General features: G+C 71.6%; 17 protein-coding genes. 11 read left to right on the top strand and 6 right to left on the bottom strand.

All coding sequences use genetic code 11. The features are described from left to right. Nucleotides 1-48: 48 nt before the first annotated feature. On the bottom strand, nt 49-309 hold the full coding sequence (locus OG210_RS12915) for a hypothetical protein (protein ID WP_328329429.1): 261 nt from the start codon (nt 307-309) through the stop codon (nt 49-51). Between the two features lie 247 nt (nt 310-556). Here OG210_RS12915 and OG210_RS12910 point away from each other — a divergent pair, with 247 nt between their 5' ends. The 3 genes from OG210_RS12910 (at nt 557) to OG210_RS12900 (ending at nt 3,278) form a co-directional block, all read left to right on the top strand. Next, nucleotides 557-1,924 (top strand): aspartate aminotransferase family protein, encoded by a 1,368-nt coding sequence (locus OG210_RS12910; RefSeq protein WP_328329431.1) that lies wholly within the window; start codon nt 557-559, stop codon nt 1,922-1,924. A 362-nt stretch (nt 1,925-2,286) separates the two neighbouring features. Beyond that, nucleotides 2,287-2,616 carry an LGFP repeat-containing protein gene (locus tag OG210_RS12905; RefSeq protein ID WP_371536461.1) on the top strand — a complete coding sequence of 110 codons (330 nt, stop codon included), beginning with the start codon at nt 2,287-2,289 and terminating at the stop codon, nt 2,614-2,616. Continuing rightward, nucleotides 2,559-3,278 (top strand): DUF2599 domain-containing protein, encoded by a 720-nt coding sequence (locus tag OG210_RS12900; protein WP_371536458.1) that lies wholly within the window; start codon nt 2,559-2,561, stop codon nt 3,276-3,278. Before OG210_RS12905 ends, OG210_RS12900 begins: the two co-directional genes overlap by 58 nt. A gap of 68 nt (nt 3,279-3,346) precedes the next feature. Here OG210_RS12900 and OG210_RS12895 read toward each other — a convergent pair whose 3' ends face one another. The 3 genes from OG210_RS12895 to OG210_RS12885 form a co-directional block, all read right to left on the bottom strand. Next, nucleotides 3,347-3,910, bottom strand: a complete 564-nt coding sequence (locus tag OG210_RS12895) for a dihydrofolate reductase family protein (RefSeq protein ID WP_371536455.1) — start codon at nt 3,908-3,910, stop codon at nt 3,347-3,349. Nucleotides 3,911-4,018: 108 nt separating this feature from the next. Beyond that, nucleotides 4,019-5,404 (bottom strand): FAD-binding oxidoreductase, encoded by a 1,386-nt coding sequence (locus tag OG210_RS12890; protein ID WP_328329437.1) that lies wholly within the window; start codon nt 5,402-5,404, stop codon nt 4,019-4,021. Nucleotides 5,405-5,684: 280 nt separating this feature from the next. Next, nucleotides 5,685-9,170 carry a hypothetical protein gene (locus tag OG210_RS12885; RefSeq protein ID WP_328329439.1) on the bottom strand — a complete coding sequence of 1,162 codons (3,486 nt, stop codon included), beginning with the start codon at nt 9,168-9,170 and terminating at the stop codon, nt 5,685-5,687. A gap of 279 nt (nt 9,171-9,449) precedes the next feature. Here OG210_RS12885 and OG210_RS12880 point away from each other — a divergent pair, with 279 nt between their 5' ends. Then, on the top strand, nt 9,450-10,736 hold the full coding sequence (locus OG210_RS12880) for a hypothetical protein (protein WP_328329441.1): 1,287 nt from the start codon (nt 9,450-9,452) through the stop codon (nt 10,734-10,736). 192 nt (nt 10,737-10,928) lie between these two features. Next, the gene (locus OG210_RS12875) at nt 10,929-12,086 is read left to right on the top strand and encodes an alpha/beta hydrolase-fold protein (protein WP_328329443.1); all 1,158 of its coding nucleotides are present in this window, start codon (nt 10,929-10,931) and stop codon (nt 12,084-12,086) included. 20 nt (nt 12,087-12,106) lie between these two features. Here OG210_RS12875 and OG210_RS12870 read toward each other — a convergent pair whose 3' ends face one another. Continuing rightward, nucleotides 12,107-13,363: an MBL fold metallo-hydrolase gene (locus OG210_RS12870; protein ID WP_371536450.1), complete on the bottom strand. Its 1,257-nt coding sequence runs from the start codon at nt 13,361-13,363 to the stop codon at nt 12,107-12,109. Between the two features lie 344 nt (nt 13,364-13,707). On the opposite strand from OG210_RS12870, the gene OG210_RS12865 reads away from it, so the two are divergent. From OG210_RS12865 to hemC, 5 genes are all read left to right on the top strand, one after another. Then, on the top strand, nt 13,708-14,451 hold the full coding sequence (locus OG210_RS12865) for a GntR family transcriptional regulator (protein ID WP_328329447.1): 744 nt from the start codon (nt 13,708-13,710) through the stop codon (nt 14,449-14,451). Next, nucleotides 14,448-16,886 carry a dolichyl-phosphate beta-glucosyltransferase gene (locus OG210_RS12860; protein ID WP_328329449.1) on the top strand — a complete coding sequence of 813 codons (2,439 nt, stop codon included), beginning with the start codon at nt 14,448-14,450 and terminating at the stop codon, nt 16,884-16,886. Before OG210_RS12865 ends, OG210_RS12860 begins: the two co-directional genes overlap by 4 nt. 136 nt (nt 16,887-17,022) lie before the next feature. Next, complete coding sequence (locus OG210_RS12855; protein ID WP_328329451.1) at nt 17,023-17,673, top strand: hypothetical protein; 651 nt, start codon at nt 17,023-17,025, stop codon at nt 17,671-17,673. A 97-nt stretch (nt 17,674-17,770) separates the two neighbouring features. Continuing rightward, nucleotides 17,771-18,835, top strand: a complete 1,065-nt coding sequence (locus tag OG210_RS12850; RefSeq protein ID WP_328329452.1) for an NAD-dependent epimerase/dehydratase family protein — start codon at nt 17,771-17,773, stop codon at nt 18,833-18,835. A 226-nt stretch (nt 18,836-19,061) separates the two neighbouring features. Then, nucleotides 19,062-20,006, top strand: coding sequence for a hydroxymethylbilane synthase (gene hemC / locus OG210_RS12845; RefSeq protein WP_328329453.1), 945 nt, complete (start codon nt 19,062-19,064; stop codon nt 20,004-20,006). Nucleotides 20,007-20,080: 74 nt separating this feature from the next. Here hemC and OG210_RS12840 read toward each other — a convergent pair whose 3' ends face one another. Beyond that, nucleotides 20,081-20,983: an SLATT domain-containing protein gene (locus tag OG210_RS12840; protein ID WP_328329454.1), complete on the bottom strand. Its 903-nt coding sequence runs from the start codon at nt 20,981-20,983 to the stop codon at nt 20,081-20,083. A gap of 474 nt (nt 20,984-21,457) precedes the next feature. Here OG210_RS12840 and OG210_RS12835 point away from each other — a divergent pair, with 474 nt between their 5' ends. After that, nucleotides 21,458-21,793 carry a YbaB/EbfC family nucleoid-associated protein gene (locus OG210_RS12835; protein ID WP_164262774.1) on the top strand — a complete coding sequence of 112 codons (336 nt, stop codon included), beginning with the start codon at nt 21,458-21,460 and terminating at the stop codon, nt 21,791-21,793. The last annotated feature ends 67 nt before the right edge of the window (nt 21,794-21,860 follow it).

The following is a 21,860-nucleotide window of genomic DNA, read 5'->3' as shown; positions in this document are numbered from 1 at the left end:
GTTCTTCATGGACCGGCTACCCGGAGACTGATCAGGCACACGGAATGGCTAGGCGCGCGGGGCCGAACCCTTCCAGGTACCGAAGGAGGCGTCCGGTGCGGCCGATGCGCCGTCCCCGGCCGGCTCCTTGGAACGGGTGGTGGGGTGGGGCGCCGGGGTCGTGGGGCCGCCGTCCGAGTTCATGACCGCGTACACCGCGCCGCCCGCGCCGAACGCCACTATCAGGGCCACCATGATCAGGGCGAGCGTCCAGCGACTGTTGCGGTCCGGCGGTTCATGACGTGGATCGCCCGGCTGGAGTTCCTCCATGGCTGTGCCGCCTTCCCCCCGTGGCCGCGCCACCGCGCGGGCGCGCTGGAGGCGAGGATAGTGCGCCTGTGCGAGGTGCCGGTATGACTGGGAGAACCGGGCCGACCGGCTGGTGCGTGCCGGTGGCCCGCCCGCCCCGCCGTCCGGCCATGTTGTCCGGCGGGGCGACATCCTGCCGACGAATGCCGCCGAGTCCATACAAGATGGCCATGTGCCTCCCGACCTGCGGATCCCTACGCTGGGATGCATGACCCCTCAGATCCCGCAGCCCGATCCCCGTGCAGGTGCGGCCGTCAAGGCCGCCGACCGTGCGCATGTGTTCCACTCCTGGTCCGCCCAGGACCTGATCGACCCGCTCGCCGTCGCCGGTGCCGAGGGTTCGTACTTCTGGGACTACGAGGGCAACCGGTACCTCGACTTCACCAGCGGCCTCGTCTTCACCAACATCGGCTACCAGCACCCGAAGGTCGTCGCCGCGATCCAGGAGCAGGCGGCGAAGATGACGACGTTCGCCCCCGCCTTCGCGGTCGAGTCGCGCTCCGAGGCCGCACGCCTCATCGCCGAGCGCACCCCCGGCGACCTCGACAAGATCTTCTTCACCAATGGCGGCGCCGAGGCCGTGGAGAACGCCGCCCGCATGGCCCGGCTGCACACCGGCCGCGCGAAGGTGCTGAGCGCCTACCGCTCGTACCACGGCGGCACCGCCACCGCGATCAACCTCACCGGCGACCCGCGCCGCTGGGCGTCGGACACGGCGTCGGCGGGTGTGGTGCACTTCTGGGCGCCGTTCCTCTACCGCTCGCCGTTCTACGCGACCACCGAGGCCGAGGAGAGCGCCCGCGCCCTCCAGCACCTTGAGGACACCATCGCGTACGAGGGTCCGCAGTCGGTGGCCGCGATCATCCTCGAAACGATTCCGGGCACGGCGGGCATCATGACCCCGCCGCCCGGTTACCTCGCGGGCGTGCGGGAGATCTGCGACCGGTACGGCATCGTCTTCATCCTCGACGAGGTGATGGCGGGCTTCGGCCGGACCGGCTCCTGGTTCGCCGCCGACCTCTTCGACGTCACGCCCGACCTGCTGACCTTCGCGAAGGGCGTCAACTCGGGGTACGTCCCGCTGGGCGGCGTCGCGATCTCCGGCAAGATCGCCGAGACGTTCGCCAAGCGCCCCTACCCGGGCGGGCTCACCTACTCGGGTCACCCGCTGGCCTGTGCGGCGGCCGTCGCGACGATCAAGGCCATGGAGGAGGAGGACATCGTCGGCCAGGCCGCCCGCCTCGGCACCGACGTCCTGGCCCCGGCCCTCGCGGACCTGGCCGCACGGCACCCGTCGGTCGGCGAGGTGCGCGGCGTGGGCGCGTTCTGGGCGCTGGACCTCGTACGGAACAGGGAGACGCACGAGCCCCTGGTCCCGTACAACGCGACGGGCGAGGCCAACGCCCCGATGGCGGCGTTCGGCGCTGCGGCGAAGAAGCACGGCCTCTGGCCCTTCATCAACATGAACCGCACGCACGTGGTGCCCCCGTGCAACATCACCGACGCGGAGGCGAAGGAGGGCCTGGCGGCCCTGGACGCGGCGCTCTCGGTGGCCGACGAGCACGTGGTCGCGTAGCGGGACGGACAGGCGGCGGGGGACGCGGGGGACGCGGAGGTGCTCAGTGCCTCGGCGTCCCCTTCCTCTTCCTCGCGAACACCCCCTTCCTCCCCCGACATCCAGTTCCTCCCCTGGCACCCCGCTCCCGCGTCGGGAGCGTCTGGAGCGTCGGGGGAGGAACCGTGTCCTCCGCCGTGCATGTGCGGGCGATCGGACGCAGAACCTGCACACAGCGTGGCTGGATCGCGACTCTTTGCTGTTGCGATGGCGTCATTAGCGTGTCGGCTGTGACTCAACACACAAGTCCTCAGTCAGAGGGACCGCAGCAGCGCGCGCCCCGGAGCGGTGCGCTGCGCAAGGCGGCAGGTGCGGCAGGTGCCGTGTTCACTTCGATGCTTCTCGCCCTGGCCGTCCAGGTTCCGCGGGCAGCCGCCGACGACCACGACGCTGTGATCTGCGGGCACCAGGTCCTGGGCGCGATCCTGGCGAAGTACCAGGAGATGGGAGGCGAGAATTCGCCTCTCGGCTGCCCGAAGACCGACGAGTTGACCACCCCGAACGGGGTCGGCCGCTACAACACCTTCGTCGGCGGATCGATCTACTGGAGCCCCGACACGGGCGCCCACCCCGTGTGGGGGGCCATCGGCGACAAGTGGGGGCCCTGGGCTGGGAGGCCGGCTCGCTCGGCTTTCCCACCGGGGACGAGCTGACCAACCCCGACGGGGCGGGCAAGCGCCAGCAGTTCCAGCACGGCACCATCTACTGGCACCCCACCTTGTCCAATGGCGCCCACGCGGTCTCGGGCAATATCGGCTCAGTGTGGTCGGCGTACAACTGGGAGTCCGGAGACTTCGGCTACCCGACGTCCGACGTGTACTGGGACAAGGACAACCAGGAGAACTACCAGAGGTTCGCGAACAAGAACCTGACGATCTTCTCCAACCCGAAGGGCAATGGCATCGAGGGATGCGAAAGTGCCTGCGCCGGCTACTACGGGGTGGTGGGGGACACCGCGGGTGACCGGGCGAAAGACCTGATCAACGAAACTCGCGTCGAGATCCCGCTCGACTCCTGGAACACCAGGTTCGTCATCCGCGCATGGCCCACGCTGAAGGGGCGCGCCGCCTCCAAGGCGGACTTCCAGCTGGGCTGGGACCAGATGATGAGCCGGGTGCCCACGCCGTGGGCGATGACCGGCACCGAGCGCAGCTCGCTGTACAAGCAGTTCGCCTGCCATGCCGTCTTCACGTTTCCCAAGAAGCCGGGCCAGTGGCTCGGCGGCCCGTCGTGGGACCTGGAGTCCTGGCGGCCGGACATTTCATGGGTGAAGGCCATGGACCCGCTCACCAACTCCAAGTGCAACTGGAACTGACGCACGGAGACGGAGACGTCAGGGGCCGGTCGGTCGTACGCGGCTGACCGGCGCCAGGTTCCCGGCGCTCAGCGCCTTGTCTCGTACCTGGTGAGGATCACGCCGCAGGGAAGCGTCCGCGTCTCCACCAGGTTCAGGTTCACCCAGCTGTCCAGCGCGGTGAAGAACGGTGTGCCGCCGCCCACCAGGACCGGCGCGGTGGCCAGGATGTACTCGTCAATCAGCCCGGCCCGCATGGCCGCCCCGGCGAGCGTCGCGCCGCCGATGTCCATCGGGCCGCCGTCCCCGGCCCTGAGCCGGGTGATCTCGGCGACCGCGTCGCCGGTGACCAGGCGGGTGTTCCAGTCGGCCTCGTCGACCGTCGAGGAGAACACCACCTTCGACATGTCCCGCCAGCGGCGCGCGAACTCGATCTCCGCCGGGGTGGCGTTGGGCTGCTGGTCGCCGGTCGGCCAGTAGGAACTCATCGTCTGCCACAGCCTGCCCCCGTACAGCGACAGGTCGGTCGCCTGCAACTGGTCGGACCAGAACTGGAACAGCTCGTCGCTCGGCGTGCTCCAGCCGATGTCGTCGCCGGGCGCGGCGATGTAGCCGTCCAGGGTCAGGTTCATGCCGTAGATCAGTTTCCGCATGGCGCCGGCCTTCCGTGAGTTGCTCTCAGGCGTACAGACCGGCGCGGCGCGGGAAACTCATCGGTGCGCGGTCCGAGCCCGCATGCAGTCCTTGAGCGACGCGGCCCGTCACACCGGCACCGCAGGGGCGATGTTCTGGTTGGCGCGGAAGAGGTTCTGCGGGTCGTACGTCCTCTTGATGTCGGCCAGCCGGTCGTAGTGGTCGCCGTAGGTGGCCCTGACCCGGTCCTGGCCCTCGTCGGAGCCCATGAAGTTCACGTAGCCGCCGCCCATCGACTGCGGATGCAGCTCGTCCCAGTAGTCGACGCACCACTTCCTGATGGCCCCGGCGTTGGCCGGGTCGGGGTCGATGCCGCCGATGATGCCCGACCAGAGGGCATCCCGGTAGCTCCACGCGGTGTCGTCCCGGCCCACCCGGCCGGCAGCGCCGTCGATGGGGTACATGTGCATGGTCGACAGGCCGGTGGGCAGCGCCTGGGCGTACTTCGTGTGTACGTCGATGGCTTCGTCGGTGATGCGGTCGAAGAAGTCGCCGCGCCAGTACCACTGCAGGCCGGTGGGCAGGAGTTCGTCGAACATCGACTGCACCGCGGGGTAGGGCATCGGCGCGGTGAAGTGGAAGGCCGGAGCGGCCGGCTCGCTCACGGGGGCGAACATCTCCTCCGCGCGGTCCTGGTCCCCCGTCCAGCACCAGACGACACCGCACATCTGCTCCCCGTGGATCTCCTCCGGGAACGGCGGGGCCGGCGGAACGGTGAGTTCCGCGAAGAAGCCGTTCAGGTCGTCGGGAGCCTCCGGCAGGAAGCCGCGGTACCACCGCAACACCTCGCGGATGTGCTCCAGCGGCCAGAGGGTGACCGCCAGGGTCACGGTGCCCACCGGGTGCAGCCGGAACGTGAACGAGGTGGCGATACCGAAGTTCCCGCCGCCGCCGCGCAGCGCCCAGAACAGGTCCGGGTGATCGCGCTCGTTCGCGGTGACGAAGCTGCCGTCGGCCAGCACGACATCGGCGGAGAGCAGATTGTCCACGCTCAGACCGTACTTGCGCGTCAGATGGCCGTGGCCGCCGCCGAGCGTGAGGCCCCCGACGCCGGTCGTCGAGACGATGCCCGAAGGGGTACCGAGGCCGAAGGCGTGGGCGGCATGGTCGAGTTCACCGAGCAGGCTGCCGCCGCCGACCTGGGCGGTCCTGGCGGCCGGGTCCACCCGTACTCCGCGTATCGGTGACAGATCGATGGTGATGCCGTTGTCCACCAGGCACAGACCGGCGCCGCTGTGGCCGCCCCCGCGGACCGCGGGGGCCAGGCCGTGGGTACGGACGAAGTCCACCGCGTCCATGACGTCCCCGGCGTCCGCACATCGCACGAAGGCGGCCGGACGCCGGTCGATCATTGCGTTGTATATCTTCCGGGACTCCTCGTACTCGTCGTCCCGTGGGGCGATGACCGGGCCACGCAGTGCGTCCCGCATCCCCTCCAGCACGGTGTTGTCCATGGTGCTCGCACTCCTCGCGGAGCCCGGAACGGCTTCGGCGACGGTCCGGGCCTGCCCCTGCTGGGCACCGGGTGTGCGGGTGCTAGCCAGTGCCCTGGCGCCCGGCCGCGGGAGCGGCCGGCTGCCACAGGGCTGACCCACCTATTTTCTCTCCGGGGGGTGGGCGTCGCATCCCCGCGAGGGCTGCAGGCCGACACCCGCTCCGGCGTCGGGCTACTTCGGGGTGGTGGGGGGACTGTTCAGGTGACCGGACAACTGACACGGCGAATGACTGGGCGCCTCAGCGTCCTCTGCATGTCTTCCGGTACGCCACCGACGGCAGGTAGGTCCGCCACTGCGCGGGAGACAGCCCGCCGCCCGCCCGCGCGCACACCTCGGCGGCGACCCGCCCCGGCCGCAGCTCCACGGTGCGCGATGCGGCGAGTGAAGTGGTGTGCGGTGCCTGGGTGATTGTCGTGTGCGGTGCCGTGTACGGGGTCGTCACCCGGAGTCCCGCCCCGTCGTGGGTGAAGGCCAGCGCCAGCACCGGGCCGTCCCCGGGGGGCAGCGTCGCGCCCTCGGTGGACGGTTCCGCCGTGTCCCACATCCGCAGGCCGCCGTCCGTGTCGCCCACGGCGACCGAGCGGCCGTCGGCCGAGAAGGCCAGGGCCGGTACATGCCAGCCGGGCACCGCTCCACTGGACGGCACACCGGGGTCGAGCACAGCCAGCAGCCGGGCCCCCGAGCCGTCCCACAGCGTCACGCGCCCGTTGATGTCGCTCATGGCGAGAAAGTGGCCGTCCGGGCTGAAAGCCGCACTGGCGAGCACACTCTCGCCGCGCATGATCCGTCTCGTGCGGTCCGTGGGGCTTGTGCGGTCCGGCTGGCCTGTGCGGTCTGTGGGGCGCGTACGTGGATCGGTCAACTCCCGGTCGTCGGTGAGGGTCTGCCCCTGCGGGCCGGTCGCTTTCACGCGGCCGGGGCGTGGGAGCGGCGCCCGTCCTGTGCTCAGGTGCACGCCGACCGCGCTGTCCAGGGCGACGGAGTGCAGGGCATGGGTACCGGCGCCGCTCTCCTCGTACCGCAGGACCCGGTGTGCCATGTCCAGGGTGATCCCGTTCAGTCCTGAGCCCGTCGCTGTCACGCGCAGCACCGGTGCGGCCGGGGTGGCGAGCCGCCAGAGCTGCACCTCGTCGCCGGTGAGCGTCGCCGTGTACGCGCCGTCCGGGCTGAACTCCGCCTCGGACAGGCCGGGTACGGAGAGGCGCGGGCGTTCGTGGCCGGAGCGTACGTCCCAGGTGCGGAGCGCTCCCTGCTCTGTGCCTGTGTGCATCGTGAAGGCCAGCGCCCTGCTGTCCGGTGTGAACACGAAGTCCTGGGTGTCGCACAGATCGCGCGCGGCCCACGGCACCGGCACCTTCCGGTGCCGGCGGACGTCCCAGACCTGGAGCGGCCCGCCCGCGCAGTACGCCATCAGCCGGTCGTCCGGGCTCATCCGGACCGTACGTACCTCGTCGTGCGGTTCCGGGACGCTGAGCAGCAGGCGCCCGGTGCGCAGGTCCCACAACCGGAGGTCGCGCCGCAGATCGTTGACGGCATATGTCCGCCCGCTCGCCGTGTTCCAGCTTTCGCCGCCGTCCTGCCGCGTACCTCCGAAGGTTGGGCCGGTCAGCCGTCCCGCCGCCAGGTCCCACACCCGCAGCCCGCCCGGGACGTGCACCACGGCGGCCCTGGTGTCCGGGCTGATCGCGGCGATCCGTTTCGCGTACGGCCCGAGTCCCGCGTACGGCGGCAACCGCCGGTGCGTGGTCACGTCCCACCGGTCGGTGCGCGCCGGGCCGACGACTGTCAGTGTGCGGCCGTCGGCGCTCGTCCGGCGCCAGGTGTCGTTGCTGTCCGTCGCGAACTCCGTCGAAGGGCCGTCGAACACGTCCAGGTCGCGCTGTGCGGCAGCTCCGTACAGTGCGCTGCGGGTTTCCGGGAGATCGGCGATCCGCCAGGCCGCCACGCTGAGCCGCATGGCTGTGCGGGGGTCGGTCGCCCGCAGGGCGGAGACGGCCGCCGCCACCCGCCGCGCCTCGGACCTGTCCGCGTGCTGTGCGGCGATCCGGCTCTGCCGGCCGGCCGTCAGAGCCGCCACGACCGCGACACCGAGCAGGACAGCGAGCGTGACGGTCAGGCCGCGCAGTCTGCGGGTGGTGCGGGCCGCCGTATGCAGGGAGACGTCGTGTGCGTCGAGGCTCGCGGCGAGGAAGTCCCGCTCGGACGTGGTGAGATCAGATGCGGTGAGTGAGGCGGTGACCGGCACGGCAAGGTGCTGTCCGGCCCCGAACGCCTCTCGTGCCGATGCCAGCCGCACCCCCCGGTACAGCGCACCCGGATCCCGCCCCAGCTCCTCCCACGTGCGAGCCGCATCCGTCAGCCGACGGTGCAGCCGCAGGCGTTCGCGATCCTCCTCGATCCAGCCGCGCAGCCGGGGCCAGGAACTGATCAGTGCCTCGTGGGCCAGTTCCACGGTCGTGGTTCCCGCTGTCAACAGGCGTGCTGCCAGCAGCTGTTCCAGTACGATGGCGGTCTCCTTCGAGGCCCCCAGTTCGGCGCGGGCGACCGGGCGCCGGGTGTCCTGGGTGCCGTCGCCGGGAGCGACCAGCCGCAGCAGCAGCGCGCGTGCCGTACGGGCCCGGTCGGCGGTGAATTCCGTGAAGACCTCTTCGGCGGTGTGGGCTATCGCGCCCTGCACCCCGCCGACCGCCTCGTACGCCGCGACCGTCAGCGTCCGGCCGCGCCGCCTGCGCCACACTTCCCGCAGGGCGTGGGCCATCAGGGGCAGACCGCCCGGCTCGTCCGTGACATCGGCGACGATGCGTGCCGTCAGCGACCGCTCGACAATCAGCCGCTCCGCCGTCGCCGGGCCGACGACGGCCTCCCGCAGCTGCGCCCGGGTCATCGGCCCGACCAGAAGGGTCGCGTCCCGCAGGGCGTCGGCCAGCGCGCGGTGTTCGGCGCACCGGCCGTAGAAGTCCGCGCGTACGGCGACGACGACGCGCGCCCCGCCGGTCAGCAGCAGATCGATGAACTCGGCGCGTTCGGCCGGGTCGTGGCAGAGGGTGAAGAGCTCCTCGAACTGGTCGACCACGACCACGGTGTCACCCGTGACCGGGCCCGCGTCCATGTCCGCGCCCGTATCCGTTTCCGAGCCTGCGCCTCCGTACTGCTCGCCGCCCGGTGGGATCCGTGCGGCGTGCGTGAGGACTGGCTGTCCGCCCGGCGTCAGAATGCGGATCGCCGCGGGCCGGGGGTGCTCCGCCGTGCGCAGTGCCGGGATCAGACCGGCCCGCAACAGTGAGGACTTGCCGCTGCCCGACGCGCCCACGACCGCCACGAAACGGTGCTGTCCGGTCAACTGCACAAGGTCGGCGACGAGATCGGTCCGGCCGAAGAAGTGGTCGCCCGGTTCGAGACGTCCCAGCCCCGGATACGGCGATCCGTCATCCGGGCCGCCCGGACCTGCCGGTGCGGGCTCATCGGCTGCCGCCGCCTGCCGCCACCGTAGTTCCCAGTCCGCCGGGTCGCCGCCGCACGCCTCCACGTAGGCGAGCGTCACCGGCAGCGACGGAAGCTTCTCGCCGGACGCTGCGGCGGAGAGCGTCGGAGCCGAGTACCGCCCGCGGGCGGCCATCGTCCGGTAGGTGGGGCCGCCCGCCTCGCCCCGCAGCTTGCGCAACTCGTGGGCGAAGCGCTGCACCGGGCCCGCCGCCGGGTCAAGCGGCCTCTCCGGACGTCCCATGGGCCCAAGGTAATTGATGGGTGTGGCGGGAGGGGGCTGCCCATCAACACTGCTGGGAGTTGAGCTGGCACTACGTACCCCTCCCGAACAACGGAGCCCGTCATCGCCACCGCTCTGCGGGCCGTCAGCCCGGCCCCTGCCCCTGCCATTCCGGCCCCAGCACCGTCCCGTCCGTCACGGTGGGCGCCCCGCACCACCGCCGGAGTCCCCGCGGTACTGGCGCTCGCCGTCGGGCTGTGGGGGATCAGGCGTGACGGCACGCTCTGGGGCGATGAGGCGGTGACCTACGAGATGGCGCACCGCAGCGTCGGCGGGATCTGGCGGACGCTCTCCACCGTGGACGCCGTCCATGGCCTCTACTACCTGCTGATGCACGCCGTGTTCGCGCTCCACGACGGCGGACTGATCACGCTGCGGCTGCCGTCCGTGCTCGCCACGTCCGCTGCCGCCGCCGGCATCGGGCTCATCGGCCACCGGCTCGCCGGGCCGCGTGCGGGGCTGTTCGCAGGGCTCGCCATGCCGCTGATCCCGGCCGTGCAGCGGTACGCGCAGGAGGGCCGCTCGTACGCACTGGTCTGCGCCCTGGTCGTCTGGGCGACATGGCTGCTGCTCGCGAAACGCTGGACCGCGTACGGCACGGTGATGCTGGCGGCCTGTCTGCTGCATGAGTTCGCGGTGCTGGCGGTGGCCGCACACGGTGTGACCGTGTTCGCGCGGACGGCCGGACAGGCCGGATTCGCGCTTTCACGGCGGGCGTTCACCTGGGCGGCCGGAGGTGTCGCGGCCGGTCTCGCGCCGCTGGCCGTGTTCTCCACCACGCAGTCCGCCCAGGTCGAATGGATCAGCAGACCCGGTGTCGGCAGGCTCGCCGGTTACGCGGCACTGACCGCTGCCGCGCTGCTCTGCCGCCGGTTCCGGCCGGCCCCCGGCATACGGGCACTCGCGCTCCCGCTGCTGCTCGTCCCCAGCTGGCTGCTGCTGACGGTGTCGTACGTCCACCCGCTGTACGTCGACCGCTATGTCCTCTTCTGCTCCGCCGGGCTCGCGCTGCTGACCGGTGCGGTCCTGGACCGCTGTTGGTCACGGGCGGTCGCGCTCGCGGCGGTCGCGGCCGCTCTGGTCGCGCTGCTCCCCGTGGGTCTGGAGCTGCGGACCCCGCAGAGCCGGAAGAACGACGTGACGGCGGTGTCATCGGCGGTCGAAGCAGCCGGGCACGCCGGAGACGGGCTGCTGTTCACCCCCGCGAGGCGCCGGGTGTGGACGCTGTGGCGGCCCGCGGATTTCCGCGGGCTGACCGATCTCTCCCTCGGCCGCGCGCCACGCGCCTCCCACACGTTGTCCGGCACCGAGCTTCCGCCGGACCGGATCCGCGACCGGATCCTCGCCGCGAGGCGGATCGTGGTCGTCTCCGATCTGCCGGGCCAGCCGCTGGACGCCGACTCCCGGGAGGCAGTGAAGCGCCGCACGCTCCGCACGTACTTCGTGAGCTGCGGCAGCCGGAAGATCACCTCGGCCCTGATCGCCGTCTACGCTCGCCCCGGAGGCTGCCCGCACACCCGGCCGTAGGGTGCGACCGGGCAGCCGAATGGTCCGGCGAGCGCAGCTCGCCCTTCCACTTCGCCGCGCCCCGATCGGCATGTTGCTCGCTCCCGGTCGCTCCCTGAGGCCTTCAGGCCGACGGCCGCCCCCGCTTTACCTGCGTAAAACCATGGCAAACCTGGCAACCGAGACGCCCTCATGTCGCTCTTGTCTGCCGTGATGAGCCTGACCGGAACGCCCTTCTTCGTGACCGCGGCCGTGGCGGCCGTACTCGCCGTTCTGGTGCCGCTGTTCCTCTGGCACAGGGTCGGGGGGCCCGTCGTGGTGCGCGGGGCCGTGCGGTTCGGCATGGTGCTCGTCGCGCAGGCGGCGGCGGTGGTCGTCGTGTTCGTCGCCGTCAACAACGCGAACGGGCTCTACGACACCTGGGGTGACCTGCTCGGCACCACCAGCCATGTCGTCGCCGCCCCCGACCTCGGCGTCGATGGGACCGGCGGGCAGAACATATCCGGGGAGCCGAAGCTCAAGCAGGTCTTCAAGCCGGTCAGCGGCTCCAAGCTGGGGGCGGGCGTACGAGTCACGCATCTGACGGGCCGGGTGTCCGGGGCGGAGGGCGAGGTGTACGTCTGGCTGCCGCCGCAGTACTCCGACCCCGCGTTCAAGGCCAAGGACTTCCCTGTCGTGGAGATACTGCCCGGCTACCCGGGCTCCGCCAAGGACTGGTTCAGCAATCTGGATGTGAACCGCCAGCTCCGGCCGCTGATGGCGAAGGGCGAGGTCAAGCCGTTCATCCTGGTCGCGCCGCGCACCTCGCTGCTGGCCGGGGAGGACACCGGCTGCGCCAATGTGCCGGGCGTCGTCAACGCCGACACCTGGCTCAGCGTGGACGTACGCAAGATGGTCAGCGACAACTTCCGGGCCGAGACCGGCGCCAGGGGCTGGGGCGTCGCCGGGATCTCGGCGGGTGCCCATTGCGCCGCCAAGCTCGCCATCGAGCATCCCGACCGCTACCGCGCCGGGGTCGCGCTCTCCGGCTACAACGACCCGGCCGCCGAGTCCGCCTCGATCGCGGCGGGCGACCCGGTGCTGCGCCGCCGGACCAACCCGCTGTGGATACTCACCCACGCCAAGCACCCGCCGCGCACCTCGCTCTTCCTCACCGGGCAGCACGGCGACGGCTACGAGGACGGGCTCGCCCTCCGCAAGGCCGCGAAGAAACCCACCAAGGTGTGGGTGCAGCGGACCTACGGCGGCCATCTGAACGTGGTGTGGAAGCCCCTCGTGCCCGAGGTCTTCCGCTGGCTGTCCGGCCGGCTGAGCGGTGTTCAGGACATCCCGGGCGGGCTGCGGCCGCACTCGGGCGCCACCCTCGACTAGCCGCTCAGCCGCTCAGCCGCTCAGCCGCTCAGCCGGATCCGGTCGAGGTCGCTGCCGACCAACACCCGGCCGTGGAAGCCCCGTTGGGCCCGGCGCAGCCAGGAGCCGTGGGGGACCAGGAAGGTGTCGGCCGGAGTGATGTGGGTGAGCGCCAGCGTGTGCACTCCGCAGCGTTGGGCCAGCGGTCCGACCTCGGTGACATCGGTGTGCGCCGCCGCCATGTGGTGCAGCAGGGCTTCGCTGTAGCCGGTGCTGTTGCGGTAGAAGTCGAGGTCGATCACCTCGTGCACCAGGATGTCGGCGCCCTGCGCCAGACGCACCATGTTGTCGGACAGCGCGGTGTCTCCGGAGAAGACCACCGAGCCGTCCGGGGTGTCGAAGCGGTACGCGAAGCAGGGGAAGACCAGCCCGTGCGGGACCAGGACCGCGCTGACGCGAACCGTCCCGTCATCCATGACCAGGAACGGCTCCATGTCCGGCGCGGTGTTCCGGAGCGGGTCTGCGCCCGCCCCCGGAGGCAGCTTGATCTCGTGCACGTCGACATGCGTGTGCGGGTCGGGACGGCCGGACTCGCGCATGAAGATGTTGCTGCTGTACGCGGTCGCTTCGAGGGACTTCTCCGTCAGGGCCTGGAGGCCGGGCGTCGGATCGGCCGGGTCGACGGTCCCCGCCTGCCCACCGCCGTAGGCGTCCGGCAGCGCGCCCGCCGGGCCGGGGCCGTACGCGTCGAACGGGGACAGCACGGCGTCGCCCGCGTCGTTGACACCGTGCGCGCCCAGCAGGATGAAGTTGGCGTAGTCGGCTATGTGGTCGATGTGCAGGTGGGTGACGAAGACCGACGTGAGGTCCTGGAACCTCAGCCCGGTCCTGCCGTACTGGGTGACGGCGGAGCGCCCGCAGTCGACTACGTAGACCTTTCCGCGTACGGAGAGCGCGGAGGCGGTTCCGGCCCGGGTGGTGACCGGCGGTGGGCCGCCGGCGGTGCCCAGCAGGAACAGTTCGGTTCCCTCCGGAGAGACCGGCGCGGGGCGCGCGTGCGCCGGGGACACCTCTGCGGCCCGGGCCCCTTCTGCGGCTTGGGCCGGGGCCGCTCCGAGGGTGGTCGCGGCGGTCCCGCCCGCGGCGAAAACCGCAGCGGAGGCGCCGAGCAGCCGACGCCGGGAGAGGGGCCCCTCTGCCTGGCGGAGCCGGTCCTCGTCGGACGGATCGGACGGGTCGGACGGGCCGGACGGGCCGGACGGGTCGGAGCGGTCTCGGCGGCGCTGAGCAGGTGCCATGGTGCGACTCCTGGGCGGGCGTTGGGGAGGAGGCGGACGCCGCCGAGCATAGAGATAGTTAAGGGGTTAGAGAAGAGTGGTGGCCGGGTGAACCGGGCTCCAGGGGCCCGGCCCGCCGTGCCCGCGATGGGCGAGATCAAGCCTGGTTGTCGGCGAGAAGTCGCCGCTGACGGACAAGCCCCCGCATACCCCTGCGAGCCCCCACCTCCCTCTACAGCCCCCACCGCATCCCCTCCGGGGACTTCCGCGGAGCGGTACCGGCTCCCTTTCGGCGATCCGGTCTGATCCAATCGAAAGACGCTGGCCGTAGGGTGTCCCGGAGTCGGACGAGGGGAAAAAGGACCATGCCCGCGAGCGGAGCGGTGACCCGCAGTACTCTGCGGCAGCAGATCGCCGACGCGCTGCGTGACGAAGTGCTTGCGGGCCGTCTCCAGCCGGGTGAGATCTTCACCGTCAAGCAGATCGCCGAGGGGTACGGGGTCTCGGCGACCCCGGTCCGTGAGGCGCTCGTCGAGATGTCCGCGCAGGGGCTGCTCGACTCGGACCAGCACAAGGGGTTCCGGGTCCACCAGTTCTCCGTCGACGACTACTGCGCCATGGTCGAGGCCCGGTCGCTGATCGGCGACGGGATCTTCCGGCGGCTCACGTTGCAGGGCGTGGCGGGGGAGCCGCTGCTGTCCGTACGCCGCCGGGCCGAGGAGGCCGGGCAGGCCGCGCGGACCGGCAGTCTGGAGATCCTCATCGGCTACGACCTGCGGTTCTGGCGTGAGCTCGGCGCGCTCACCGGCAACCGCTACATCTCCGACTTCCTGCACCGGCTGCGCGTGCAGTGCTGGGTGTTCGCGGTGCCGTACCTGCGCGGCCGCGCCGAACTGACCGAATGGCTGTGGCAGGGGCACGAGGAGCTGGCCGACGCGGTGACGCGCGGCGACGGCGACCAGGTGCACGCGGTGATCGACGCGTACAACGCGCACGCCGTCCGCTGGGCGGAGCGGCTGCGCGCCACCGACATGGCCCCGCCACCCGGCGGCGCCCCACCGGACGGGCAGCGGCCGGCCGCCCGCCCGTCCGACGGGGACGCCCGGTGAGCGTCGTGGAGCCGCAGGCCGCGGAGCTGACGGTGGGGCTGTCCGTCGTCGTGCCCGCGTACAACGAGGAGGGGCGTCTCGGCCCCACGCTGGACGCCGTCCGGACGTATCTGGACGGGCGGCCCGACAGCTGGGAGCTGGTGGTCGTCGACGACGGTTCGGCGGACGGCACCGCGCGCATCGCCCGCGAGGCCGCCGCAGCCGACCCCCGGGTCCGGCTGGTCAGCAGCCCCGGCAACCGCGGCAAGGGGCACGCCCTGCGGCTCGGTGTGGCCGCGTCGAAGGGCGTACGGGTGCTGGTCACCGATGCCGATCTGGCCACCCCCATCGAGGAGTTGGACCGGCTCACCCAGGAGCTGGAGACCGGGTACGAGGCAGCGGTCGGCTCGCGGGCGCACCCCGATTCCAGCGTCGAGGTGCACCAGGGGCGGCTGCGCGAGGCGATGGGGCGGATGGGTAACCGGCTCATACGGGCCGTGGCCGTCCCCGGCATCCGCGACACCCAGTGCGGATTCAAGCTCCTGGACGGAGACAAGGCACGCGAGGCGTTCGCCGACGCACGGCTCGACGGGTGGGGCATCGACGTCGAGATCCTCCAGTACTTCCGGCGCCAGGGGTGGGCGGTCGCCGAGGTCCCGGTGCGCTGGTCGCACCAGGAGGGCTCCAAGGTCGGGCCGCTCGACTATCTGCGGGTCCTCGCCGAGCTGATCCGGCTGAAGACCCGCGCGGTGCGCGGCACCGACCTGGCGGTCTGCGGTCTCTTCCTGCTGGCGTCCGTGCTGCTCTACAAGAACCTCTGGGCCGACCTCGGCCACGGCTACCTCCGCGACTCGCTCCAGGACCAGAACCAGTGGGAGTGGTTCTTCGCGGTCACCGCGGACAACGTCGCCCATCTGCACAACCCGCTCTTCACCACCGCGCAGAACTTCCCGGCCGGCGTGAACCTCATGGGCAACACCCCCATGCTGGGACTCTCCGTCCCGCTCACCCCGGTGACGCTGGCGTTCGGGCCGACCGTGACCTGGGCGCTGGTGCTGACCGGCGGTCTCGCCGCGACCGCCGCCGGCTGGTACTGGCTGATCGCCAGGCGGCTGGTCCGCAACCGGTGGGCGGCCGCGCTCGGCGCCGCGCTCGCCGCCTTCGCGCCGCCGATGATCTCGCACGGCAACGCGCACCCCAACTTCCTGGTGCTGTTCATGATCCCGGTCATCATCGACCGGGCGCTGCGGCTCTGCGAGGGGGGGAACGTCGTACGGGACGGGGTGCTGCTCGGCCTCTTCGCGACGTACCAGATCTTCCTCGGCGAGGAGCCGTTCCTGCTGGCGGCCCTCGGCATGCTGCTCTTCGCCCTGGCCTACGGGCTGCTGCGCAGAGAGGTGGCACGGGCGGCCTGGCGCCCGCTGCTCAAGGGGCTCGGGATCGCCGCGCTGACCGCGCTGCCGCTGGTCGCCTACCCGCTGGGCTGGCAGTTCTTCGGCGCGCAGAGCTACCACAGCGTGCTGCACGGGAACAACGCGGGCAACAGCCCGCGCGCCCTCCTGGAGTTCTCCGGACGGGCGCTGTTCGGCAGCGACGCGACGGCCGACAAGCTGGCGCTCAACCGGACCGAGCAGAACGCCTTCTACGGCTGGCCGCTGGTGGCGCTGGCCTTCGCGATCACGGTACGGCTGTGGCGGCACACGCTGGTCAGGGCGCTGGCGTTCACCGCCGTGGCCGCCGCGGTCCTCTCCCTGGGCCAGAAGATCCGCATCCCGTACACGGACGTGGTATTCCCCGGCCCGTGGCGGCTGCTGGCGCACCAGCCGCTCTTCGAGTCGGTGATCGAGGGCCGGGTCGCGATGATCTGCGCCCCCGCGCTCGGCGTGCTGGTCGCGCTGGCGGCCGACCGGCTGATCCGCACGCCCGTCCGCGCGTACCGGGCCTTTGGGGGGCTGGCCGTCGCGGCCGCGATGGTCCCGATCATGCCCACCTCGATGCCGGTGCTGAGCCGCCCGGACGTCCCGGCGTTCATCGCCGACGGCATGTGGAAGAAGTACGTGGGCCCCGGCGAGTCCGTGGTCCCGGTGCCGCTGCCCGACCCGGGCAGCGCGGAGGCCCTGCACTGGCAGTCGGCCACCGGGGTCCACTTCCCGGTGCCCGGCGGCTACTTCAACGGGCCGTACGGGGCGGAGCGCACCGGCATCTACGGAGCGCCGCCCCGCTACACGTCGAACCTCTTCCGGGACGTCCGCTACGGCGCGAAGATCCCGGAGATCGGCCCCAACTGGCAGGCGCAGGCGCGCTACGACCTGGCGTACTGGAAGGCCGGCGTGGTCGTCATCCCGCCCGAGGACAACGACGCGGCGCTGTACGTCACGGTGGAGAAGCTGCTCGGCAGACCGGGGCAGCGGATCGGCGGCGCGTGGGTCTGGCCGGTGGGCAAGGGCGGTGGCTGACCCCGCGCGACGGCGGGCCGGGAGCGAGCGGGACGGACCGGGACGACCGGGGGTCTTCGCGCAGCGTGAACCGCGCATTACGCTGGCCGGACAAGCCCGCTCGGGGGGTGACCCCCGAACCCCGCTAGGAGCCCCGTTGGCCTGTGACCTGTGGCTGGTCCCCCTCGTCGATGTGCTGTGCCACAGCCCCGACAACCCCTTCGCGGAAGAGATAGCCGTCTACGACAAGGCACTCGGCGAAGCCGGTCTGCCGTCCGTACCCGTCTACGCCTATATGCCGGGCCTCTCCGGCGATGTGGCCCCGGTGGCCGGTTTCGACTACGACGCCCTGCACTTCCTGCGGCGCGCGTACCTCCTGAAGATCTGCGGCCTGGAGGTCGCCCCGGTCGATCACCTGGGCGGCGACTACGAACAGCTCCTGGAGATGTTCGAGTCCACGGCGCAGCAGTCCCATCTGGTGTGGCACTACGACCACGCGGGAGCCTATGTCCCGGTCGACTTCGGCGCACCGCTGTCCAACGACGAACTCCTCGAAGGCGGCGGCCCGCTGGGCTCCGCCCACGGCCTGCTCCGGGAGCTGGAGGTGGTGGCCGAGGCCATCGGTATCGACGCGGCGAACCCTCCGGCGGCCCCGCAGGCCCCGTCCCGTCCGACGTCGCTGGAGGAACCGGCAGGTCCGGTCCCGCTGGACAACAGCCCGTTCGCCCGGGAACGGCATGTGTGGCTGGGACTGCACGCGGCGGCCACGCGCAGCCTCGCGCAGGGGTCGATGATCGTCTTCAGCTGAGTCCATCGCCACCGCCGGCGGGGCGTACGGACCGCCGACGCCTGCAACCGGCCGGGCTGACACCGCCTTCAGCCCGGCCGGACGTACGCTTCGGGGCATGCGTGTACTTGTCACTGGAGGCGCGGGTTTCATCGGCTCGCACATCGTCGCCGACCTGACCGCCCGGGGGCACGAACCGGTCGTGTTCGACGCCCTGTTGGCCGCGGCGCACGCCCAGCGGCCGTCCCCCGCCGGCGCGGAGTGGATCGAGGCCGACGTCCGGGACAGGGCGGCGGTGGAGAAGGCCCTGCGCGGTGTGGACGCGGTCTGCCACCAGGCTGCGATGGTCGGCCTCGGCAAGCACTTCGCCGACGCGCCGGACTACGTGAGCTGCAACGACCTCGGCACTGCCGTACTGCTCGCGGCCATGGAGGGCGCGGGCGTGCGCGACCTGGTGCTGGCCGGGTCCATGGTGGTCTACGGGGAGGGCCGTTACGACTGCGCCCGGCACGGCGTCGTACGCCCGGGCCCGCGCTCACCCGCCGGTCTCGAAGCGGGCCGGTTCGAGCCCGTCTGCCCGCAGTGCGGCGACGACGTGGCGCCGGGCCTGGTCACCGAGGAGGCGCCGGTCGACCCGAGGAACGTGTACGCGACGACGAAGCTCGCCCAGGAACACCTGGCCGCGGCATGGGCCCGGGCGACCGGCGGCCGGGCGGTCGCGCTGCGCTACCACAACGTGTACGGGCCCGGAATGCCCCGGGACACCCCGTACGCGGGTGTGGCGTCCTTCTTCCGCTCGGCCCTGGCACGCGGCACGGCGCCGGTCGTGTTCGAAGACGGCGGGCAGCGGCGGGACTTCGTCCATGTGCGGGACATCGCGTCCGCCAACACCGCGGCGCTGGAAGGCGTCCCGGGCCGCGCGGACGGGGAGCTGCGCGCGTACAACGTGGGCAGCGGGGAACCGCACACCATCCTGGACATGGCCCAGCAGCTCGCCACGGCGTACCCGGGTCCGGCCCCGCTGGTCACCGGGGAGTACCGGCTGGGGGACGTCCGCCACATCACCGCGTCCTCCGCGCGGATCCGGTCCGAACTGGGCTGGCTGCCTTCGGTGCCGTTCGCCGCCGGGGTGGCGGAGTTCGCACACGCGTCGATGCGGCCGTCGGCGGCGACTCCCGTCTGAGGGAACTCCGTGGCCGCGACCTTCCCGCCGGGTCCGCGAGCGGCGTGGTGGCGATGAGGCATGAGTGGCATGGTGGCGGTGAGGAGGGTGGCCGACGGCGGCGGACCCTGCTGAGGGCTCTTCGTCTGCGCGTCGCGATCGCGCCCATGCCGACCCCGTGTCTGTATGAGCGCCTCTCTGCGCGTCCTAGCCTGGCGACACCCCGTCAGCCTGGAGAGTGATCACCGTGGCGCAGTACCTCGTCGGCTCGCGCGCGAGCAATCTTGCCAAAGCTCAGGTCCGCGAATATCTGAAGCCCTTGCGGGAGCGGTATCCCGAGGTCACTTTCACCCACCGGGTGATCCTCGAAGGGGGCGACAGGGACCGCAAGTCGTCGATGCCCAGTGTGAGCGCCGTCAGCGGTGGTTCTGCTTTCAGTACCGAGCAGGAAGCGGCCCTGGTACGGGGTGACGTGGACGTCGTCATCCACTCGCTCAAGGACCTTCCCACGACGAATCCGCCCGGGCTCGTCCTGCTGCCCCCGCCGCCGCGCGAGGACGTGCGGGACGCGCTCTGCGGTTCCACTGTCGCGGGACTCCGGAAGGGCGCCCGCGTGGGGACCGGTGCGCCGCGCCGTATCGCGCAGCTGCTCGCCGTGCGGCCCGACCTCGAAATGGTGCCGATCCGGGGGAACGTCCCGCCCCGGCTGAAGAAGATCGAAACGATGGGCCTGGACGCTGTCGTCCTCGCCGCCGCGGGGATCCACCGGCTCGGCCTCGGGGACGCGATCGGTGAACTGCTGCCGCTCGACCGGTTTCCGCCGAGCCCCGGCCAGGGAGCGCTGGGGATCCAGGTGCGTGAGGACAACACGGCTCTCCGCGACATCCTCGCCGGCGCGGGCGACCTCGCCACGGACGCGGCGGTACGGGCGGAGCGCTCCCTGCTGGCCGAGCTGCACGGGGGCTGCAGCGTCCCCGTGGGCGCGTACGCGGAGCTCCTCCCCGACGGCAGTCTCGGACTGTCCGGCCAGGTGACGTCACTGGACGGCACCGAGCAGATCTCGGCGAGGCTCACAGGCTCACCCGAGGAACCGGAGAAGCTCGGCGCCGCCCTGGCCGCCCTGCTCATCGACCAGGGCGTGCTGCCCCTGCTGGACGCGGCGCGGGCCGCCACAGCCGCCGGCTCCGCGTGACCCGTACGGGAACTGAGCGGTGCCCTGCCTGATCAGCGCGAGTGCGGCTCCGCTTGGCGCGAGGGCGGCTCCGCCTAGCGCGAGGGCGTCTCCGGTGGGCGCTGGCGCGGCATGTTCGGGCGTACGCCCATCGCCGGCACCGTGCGGCCCACGGGCGTCGGCTCGCCGCCGCCGCGTGCTTCTCCGGGGCCCCGCACGGATACGGGCACCGCGCCGCCCGTACGGAACCCGATCATCCACTCCGCCGTCTCGCCCCGTACGAGGTCGGTCATGTCGTCCGAGAACCTGCGCAGCATTCCCAGGCAGCGTTCGGTCGCCTCGCTCGACGTGCCCTCCGCCGGGCCGAGCACCTCGCGGACGCTCTCCGAGGCCCAGTCGAACTGGAGCACCTGGAGCCGCCGCTGCACCGCCTGCGCCGTCGCCACATCGCGCATCCAGCCGGCGGTCAGCCCGAACCAGCGGTCGCCCGCCGCACACGCCACCGCGGCCAGCAGCGCCGGATAGCCCCACTCCGCCGCACCGTGCAGACCGGCCGCCAGGTCGAGCAGCGGCAGTAACGCCCCCACGACCGCACCCCCGGCCGCCCCCGCCCGCAGGGCCCGCGCCCCCCGGCGCTTCCAGGTCCGGTCGGCCAGGTACCAGCCCGCGGTCCGCAGAGCGGCCGACTCCACCCACCGGTACAGCTCGTCCAGGCGCTCGACGGGGTCGCCCCAGTCACCCGCAGGAAACGGTTCACCGGTGAGGTCCGCACCCGGATCGGCGAGGGCGCCCGCGCCGGTGCCCGTGTCCGCGGCCGGAGAGGTGGCTGTGTCCGTACCCGTTGCCGGACCGGCCGCGGGACCGGGTTTCGTACCGGGGTCCGTCCCCGGGGCGGAGGCCCCCGTTTCCGGCCCCGTATCCGCCCGGGGGCCCGTGCCGGGTCCGCCCCCGGGTCGTACGGCGTCCTCCTCGGGCTGCGGCATCTCCGGCTGGCCCACCAGGTTTCTCCCCTCCGTCACGTACGGTGCGCGCGTGCCTACCGGGCGCGCCGGACCGTGCTGGACACCGGCCGAGCTGGACACCGACCGTGCGAACGCTGCTGATGCGAGTGCCCTTCATACCGCCGAATGGTGGGCGATGGTGCCGTTATGCCAGGGTTTACGACTGTAAGCGGGCTGTGATCAGGTATAGGAGCCGTCGTACTCTCACCCGAAAGAGTTGGTCCTCACGGTGGAGGGCGGGCCGCCCGGGGAGCACGTAGGCTCGTTTTACCGGCTGAGGACCCTCGGAAAGGCCCGGAGCCCCCTGCCGGAACGTTGCGGCAACGCGGCGGAAAGCAGTGAAGAACGCAGCAAGCAAGCAGCAGGAACGCAGTACGTACCAAGTGGATACGCAGCAAGCAAGCAGTGAAATGCGGCAGGAGCACAGTCCTGGCGCAGTCGGAATGTCGTCGAACAGCCTCGGAGTGACCCGTGATTCCCGGTGGTGGCCAGCCCAATATGCAGCAGCTGCTTCAGCAGGCCCAGAAGATGCAGCAGGATCTCGCGCAGGCTCAGGAGGAACTGGCACGGACCGAGGTCGACGGCCAGGCGGGCGGCGGCCTGGTCAAGGCCACCGTCACCGGCTCCGGTGAGCTGCGCGGCCTGGTGATCGACCCCAAGGCCGTCGATCCCGAGGACACGGAGACCCTCGCGGACTTGATCGTCGCCGCGGTGCACGCCGCCAACGAGAACGCTTCGGCGCTCCAGCAGCAGAAGCTCGGCCCGCTCGCCCAGGGACTCGGCGGTATGCCGGGTCTCGGTATCTGAGGTAGGCGGGGCGCGTGACACCAGAGCTTCCGAAGGTCTTCACGCTCCCGAGGTTCTAGGGGAACCT

Source organism: Streptomyces sp. NBC_00466 (genome assembly GCF_041433995.1).
Lineage (GTDB): Bacteria > Actinomycetota > Actinomycetes > Streptomycetales > Streptomycetaceae > Streptomyces.
The sequence above is the reverse complement of the archived record's forward strand: the minus strand, read 5'-3'. Positions and strand labels throughout refer to the sequence as shown.

Bases quoted from the DNA above. Each gene is read 5' to 3' on its own strand.
- OG210_RS12915 (WP_328329429.1), bottom strand. From the start codon at position 309: ATGGAGGAACTCCAGCCGGGCGATCCACGTCATGAACCGCCGGACCGC.
- OG210_RS12910 (WP_328329431.1), top strand. From the start codon at position 557: ATGACCCCTCAGATCCCGCAGCCCGATCCCCGTGCAGGTGCGGCCGTC.
- OG210_RS12895 (WP_371536455.1), bottom strand. From the start codon at position 3,910: ATGCGGAAACTGATCTACGGCATGAACCTGACCCTGGACGGCTACATC.
- OG210_RS12890 (WP_328329437.1), bottom strand. From the start codon at position 5,404: ATGGACAACACCGTGCTGGAGGGGATGCGGGACGCACTGCGTGGCCCG.
- OG210_RS12885 (WP_328329439.1), bottom strand. From the start codon at position 9,170: ATGGGACGTCCGGAGAGGCCGCTTGACCCGGCGGCGGGCCCGGTGCAG.
- OG210_RS12875 (WP_328329443.1), top strand. From the start codon at position 10,929: ATGAGCCTGACCGGAACGCCCTTCTTCGTGACCGCGGCCGTGGCGGCC.
- OG210_RS12870 (WP_371536450.1), bottom strand. From the start codon at position 13,363: ATGGCACCTGCTCAGCGCCGCCGAGACCGCTCCGACCCGTCCGGCCCG.
- OG210_RS12865 (WP_328329447.1), top strand. From the start codon at position 13,708: ATGCCCGCGAGCGGAGCGGTGACCCGCAGTACTCTGCGGCAGCAGATC.
- OG210_RS12850 (WP_328329452.1), top strand. From the start codon at position 17,771: ATGCGTGTACTTGTCACTGGAGGCGCGGGTTTCATCGGCTCGCACATC.